General features: G+C 38.2%; 4 protein-coding genes and 1 pseudogene. All 5 read right to left on the bottom strand.

Going from position 1 to position 5,721, the window contains the following annotated elements; all coding sequences use genetic code 11:
* On the bottom strand, nt 1–1,368 hold a 1,368-nt coding region (gene radA, locus ACJML3_RS08090; RefSeq protein ID WP_406022213.1), incomplete at its 3' end, for a DNA repair protein RadA.
* A 5-nt stretch (nt 1,369–1,373) separates the two neighbouring features.
* Nucleotides 1,374–2,249: a phosphoserine phosphatase SerB gene (serB, locus tag ACJML3_RS08095; RefSeq protein WP_406022215.1), complete on the bottom strand. Its 876-nt coding sequence runs from the start codon at nt 2,247–2,249 to the stop codon at nt 1,374–1,376.
* Nucleotides 2,246–2,977, bottom strand: coding sequence for a TatD family hydrolase (locus ACJML3_RS08100; RefSeq protein WP_406022217.1), 732 nt, complete (start codon nt 2,975–2,977; stop codon nt 2,246–2,248). The genes serB and ACJML3_RS08100 overlap by 4 nt, the downstream gene beginning before the upstream one ends.
* Nucleotides 2,977–4,569, bottom strand: a complete 1,593-nt coding sequence (gene prfC / locus ACJML3_RS08105; protein ID WP_406022219.1) for a peptide chain release factor 3 — start codon at nt 4,567–4,569, stop codon at nt 2,977–2,979. The genes ACJML3_RS08100 and prfC overlap by 1 nt, the downstream gene beginning before the upstream one ends.
* Nucleotides 4,570–5,234: 665 nt before the next feature.
* Nucleotides 5,235–5,721: pseudogene (locus ACJML3_RS08110) on the bottom strand (5-methyltetrahydropteroyltriglutamate--homocysteine methyltransferase); the annotation flags it as partial.

Genomic DNA, 5,721 nt, shown 5'->3' on the forward strand with positions numbered 1-5,721 from the left:
ATTAAACAGATCTGATACGCGGCGCACTGTGATAACCTGTACGCCGTTTTCTTTTTTCCTTGGAGCATTGTCATAAGGAACAATGATCTTTACAAAGCCCTGTTTTACAGCTTCACTGATTCTTTCCTGGCCATATGCCACAGGTCTAATCTCACCAGTTAATCCAATTTCGCCAAAAGCGATTGTACCTTTATCAATTGGCTTGTTTTTAAATGATGATATAAGAGCTAAAACTAATGGAACATCAGCTGATGTATCTTCAATCTTTAAACCACCAACAATATTCACAAATACGTCCTGATCTGCAAGAGCAAAGCCTGCATGTCGGTGTAGAACAGACAGAATCATAGATAATCTGTTCTGATCGGTACCTAATGACAAACGCCTTGGGTTATTAAAAATAGAAGAATCAACTAGAGACTGAAGCTCAACAAGCAGTGGTCTTGTACCTTCCCAGGTAACCATTGCAAGAGAGCCTGGTGCTACCTGCTCCTGACGATTCAAAAAAATTGCTGATGGATTTTTAACTTCAACAAGACCGCAATCTGTCATTGCAAATACACCGATCTCATTTACAGCACCGAATCTGTTTTTCTGACAGCGTAAAGTTCTATAGCGCATATCAGTACCAGCCTCAAGTATCACTGAGCAGTCAACACAATGCTCTAGGATCTTAGGACCTGCCAGTGTACCATCCTTTGTAACATGGCCAATCATAAAGACTGCTATGTTGGATTTTTTTGCAAACTGAGTTAATGCTGCAGCGCCTTCACGAACCTGAGAGACAGATCCTGGTGCTGATTCTATGCCATCAACATGCATAACCTGTATAGAATCAACTATTAAAACTTCAGGTTTTAACTCTCCTGCCATCTGACAGATCTGATCTATTGAGGTCTGAGCTGCTATCTTTATACCATTAGAATTTATCTTAAGACGATTAGCTCTGATTGCAACCTGCTGCAAAGACTCCTCGCCAGTTACATATAAAACTTTATGTGACTGACAGAGTTTTCCTACAGTCTGCAAAAGTAGTGTTGATTTACCTGCACCTGGATTACCACCAATAAGAACAACAGATCCAGCGACAATGCCTCCACCTAAAACTCTGTCAAACTCGCTGTAACCAGTTGAAACTCTCTGTTTTGAAGTTAGATCAACACCTGACAGGTCATATACAGTATTCTCTGTTGCTCCTGCAAAACCGCTGAGAGCTCTTGCGGCAGCTTTTGATCCTGCTGAAGGAGCAGACGATTCAATTACCTCAGAAATTGAAGCAGCCTCTCCACATTCTGAGCAGATACCCTGCCATCTTGGATAGCGGGCTCCACAGGCTGAACAGATATAAATACTTTTAGACTTTGCCATATTTTCTAAGAATTAAGTTTTAACAGTAATGCAACTGCTGATAAATCAGAGTAGCTGATTGAAAAAGGTGCTTTTTGCTTTACTAATGGTTTTGCGTGATAGGCAACACCTAAACCTGCAACATCAATCATTTTAAGATCGTTTGCTCCGTCGCCTAAAACGACAATCTGCTCTTTTTCGATGCCATACTTTTGAGAAAGCTCAAGAACACCTTCTCTCTTTACCTCTGCATCAACAATTCTCTTATCAACTTTTCCTGTTAACTTTCCATCAACAATTTCAAGAGAATTTGCATAAACAGCATCAAGGTTGTATTTCTTTTCAAGAACGCAGATTAGCTGTTCAAAACCACCTGAACAGATAGCCTTATAAAAACCATTATCTGATGCAGTCTTCATAAGATAATCAAGACCATCAGTCTCTTTCATGATAGTTTTAACATCTTCAATTACACTAGCATCGCCATCTTTGAGCATTGATACACGCTTTGTAAGAGAAGTAGCAAAATCAAGACCACCGTGCATAGCCTGTGATGTAATCTCAGCTACTTTGTCAAAAACATCTAGACGACGAGCAATTTCATCAATACCTTCAATCTGAACTGAGGTCATATCCATATCAAGACAGATCTGACCTTTCTTATTTAAAGTTGGGAAGTTTTTATTTGCCCATACATCAAAATCGAAGCTGTTTTCCTCTACAGCCTTCTTTACGCGCTCATGAGCATCATCAAGATCTGCCTTATATAATGCAGCCTTGTGATTATTCTCAGACAGGATCTTTTCTTCAGTAAGTTTAAGACCACAGATGTCTTCAACTAATGATTTTGCGTTCTGAATATCAAAGGAGTTATCTTTTTTTACTATATATACTAAGCTCATCTGCTGTTTTCCAAAATTGAATTTATATTATTTGAAATGATATTCTGTAATAACTCATATTCTACATGAGTTATTTCACAAAGTTTCTGATAATATGATTTTATTGCATCAAAATCATATTCAGATAAAGACTTTTTTTCATAGTCTGTCTCAAGAACAATTCCATCAGGACCAATACAGTCAATAACCTCTTGCAACCTTTTTGAAGGATTTAAAATCTGATGACCCAAGGATAGATAAAATCCAAGTTTTCTATATTCTTTTGCTATCTGAACAGAACTGTTAAATCCATGAACAATGCCTTTAACCAAGCCTTTGTATTTTTTTAAACACTCAAGCACTTCATTATGAGTGCCTCTTACATGCAAACACAGAGGTTTTGAACATTCACTGGCCATTGTAAGCTGTCTTTTAAAGGTTTTTAACTGAATTTCAAAAGGAACTGAGCAAAAACTATCAAGACCACACTCACCAATTCCTGAAATTCTAGGATCAGATATTATTTCTTCTAAAGTTGAATCAGAATCAGAGTAAGAATCAGAAAACCAAGGATGGATGCCTGCAAAGATTTTTATCAGAGAGTTATCTTTTGTAAGATCCAACTGCTCTTTTACATCTTTAGTGGTGACAGAGGAGCTTAAGATAGTAAGATTTCTGTCCTTAAGGGATGATACAAGCTTTAGGGCACTGTTTAGTGCCCCAAGATGCATGTGAGCATCAATAAGCATTAATGCTCTCTTGTTGCTGAGAACTTAACCTTAGGATATCTTTCCTGATTCAGGCTCAAGTTCACATTTGATGTTGCAAGGAAGGTAAGATTGTCACCGCCATCAAGAGCAATTGACTGAGGAACCTTGTTCTGAATTTCTTCAAGAGCCTTTGGATCATCAGATGTCAGCCAGCGGGCAGTGCTTACTGCAACAGCCTCATACTTAGCATCAACGTTATATTCATGCTTTAATCTTGATACAACAACGTCAAACTGCAGAACACCTACTGCACCTACGATAAGATCGTTGTTGATAACAGGTCTGAAAACCTGTACAGCACCTTCTTCAGATAACTGCATTAATCCTTTTAACAGCTGTTTCTGTTTTAAAGGATCGTTTAGATGAATTCTTCTGAACAGTTCTGGAGCAAAGTTTGGAATACCGTTGAAATGAACCTTTTCCCCCTCAGAGAAGGTGTCACCGATTCTCATGGTACCATGATTGTGAAGACCTATGATGTCACCTGCAACAGCAGTTGTAGCCTGCTCTCTTTCACCAGCAAGGAATGTAACAGCATCTGAAACAATCATCTCACGGCCTAATCTTACATTGTACAGTTTCATACCCTTATGGTATGAGCCTGATACGATACGCATGAAAGCAATACGGTCATGGTGCTTAGGATCCATGTTAGCCTGAATCTTGAAGATAAAGCCTGTAAGTTTATCTTCTGAAGCTACAACCTCACGCTCATCAGCAACTCTTGATAGAGGAGATGGAGCCCACTGTGTCAGACCATCTAGCATGCAGTCAACACCGAAGTTACCTAAAGCAGTACCGAAGAAGACAGGTGTCAGTTTACCCTGCAAGAAAAGCTCAAGATCAAACTCATTTGAAGCTCCCTGAACAAGCTCGATATCTTCACGTAGCTTTGCTGCGGCATCTTCACCAAGCACAGTATCAAGCTCTGGGTTATCTATGCCCTTGATGCACTGGGCTTTCTGAATATGATAACCTTCACCTGAATGATATAAAAGAACCTCATCTCTTAAGATATGATAGATTCCCTTGAAAGATTTACCTGCACCGATAGGCCAGGTAATAGGAGCACACATAATATCCAGCTCTGTCTCAACCTCATCCATAAGATCAAGTGGGTCACGGGTTTCTCTATCGAGCTTATTCATGAAAGTCAGGATTGGGGTTGTTCGTAAACGGGTAACCTCCATCAGCTTTCTGGTTCTTTCCTCAACACCCTTTGCAGCATCAATAACCATCAGACATGAGTCTACTGCTGTAAGCACGCGGTAGGTATCTTCAGAGAAGTCCTCGTGACCTGGTGTATCTAACAGGTTAACTACACAGTTATTGTATGGAAACTGCATTACAGAGGTGGATACAGAAATACCACGCTCTTTTTCCATATCCATAAAGTCTGACTTTGCAAAGGTTCCAGTTGAACCTCTAGCCTTAACTTCACCTGCTCTTTGGATAACTGAACCGAATAAGAGAACCTTTTCAGTAATAGTTGTCTTACCAGCATCCGGATGGGAAATAATAGCAAATGTTCTACGTTTGCTTATTTCATTAAGTATATTCTTATCAGCCATTTTAATATTTTTCTTGTGTATAAAACTGCGTGCTATTTTCGCTTATTTCAGCAAAAATTACAAACACAAGAAGACAAAGGATATGATTTTATTTATCTTGAAATAGCAAAACTGCCTCTAAGAAAAAATAGGACAGAAAGATGATTTTTTTTGACATATGAATCTTTGCAATTCTTTTTGTTCCTCTAAAAAACCAGAAGTTCCCAAAATTCTACAAATATATCTTACAAACAATTATCTTTATGGCATGATTCAACAGCTTTTGGTGTTTGCAATAAGTTCCTTTATTGACAACATTGCATCTACGATGATTGGTGGGATTTATCTTGAAACATTCAAAGGAAAAGTTCACATAGTATATGTTGCTTGATATGTGCAGTAGATCTGAGGCCAATAATTTCTACACCTGATGCTTCATCACTTTCAACTTTTGGATTTGTTCTTTCTCGGTATTCAATAATATGCATCTAACGGAATTTTGTCATGGCAAAGGTTGATTTGACTGGCACGTTATTTCATTTTTTATAATAGTATTTGTACCATACCTTGCAATATTAGGATATCTCGCATAATTCAAAAAAAGGAGAGCATTGCTCTCCTTGAATGAACACCACTTAATATAATTATCCACTCCTTATGAAATATACTTTTATATAGATTTAATCTTATAGTGCTTCAGATGCAATCTCTTTTACAAGAGCTAGCTTGTTCCACTGATCCTGATCTACAAGCTTGTTTCCGATTTCACATGAAGCAAAACCGCACTGTGGAGATAGAGATACTCTATCAAGAGAAATATACTCTGAAGCCTGCTTTAGTCTCTGCTTTATATATTCCTTGTCTTCAAGATCTGCTCTCTTTGATGTAATAAGACCTAGAACAACTTTCTTATCCTTTGGAATATACTTTAATGGTTCAAAACCACCTGAACGTTCATCATCAAACTCCAGATAGAAAGCATCAACATTCTCCTTTGCAAATACAAATGGAGCAACTCTGTCATATGGACCAGTACAAGCATAGGTTGAATGATAATTACCTCTGCAGATATGAGTTGTAAATGCCAGATCAGAAGGTCTGCCCTCAAATGACAGATTGTTTACCTTAAGATACTTTTCTGCTTCAGCTTCAAAAGAAACCTCACCGTTCTGT

The organism is Succinivibrio sp. (assembly GCF_045124615.1).
GTDB classification, from domain to species: Bacteria; Pseudomonadota; Gammaproteobacteria; order Enterobacterales; family Succinivibrionaceae; genus Succinivibrio; species Succinivibrio faecicola.

Bases quoted from the DNA above. Each gene is read 5' to 3' on its own strand.
- serB (WP_406022215.1), bottom strand. From the start codon at position 2,249: ATGAGCTTAGTATATATAGTAAAAAAAGATAACTCCTTTGATATTCAG.
- ACJML3_RS08100 (WP_406022217.1), bottom strand. From the start codon at position 2,977: ATGCTTATTGATGCTCACATGCATCTTGGGGCACTAAACAGTGCCCTA.
- prfC (WP_406022219.1), bottom strand. From the start codon at position 4,569: ATGGCTGATAAGAATATACTTAATGAAATAAGCAAACGTAGAACATTT.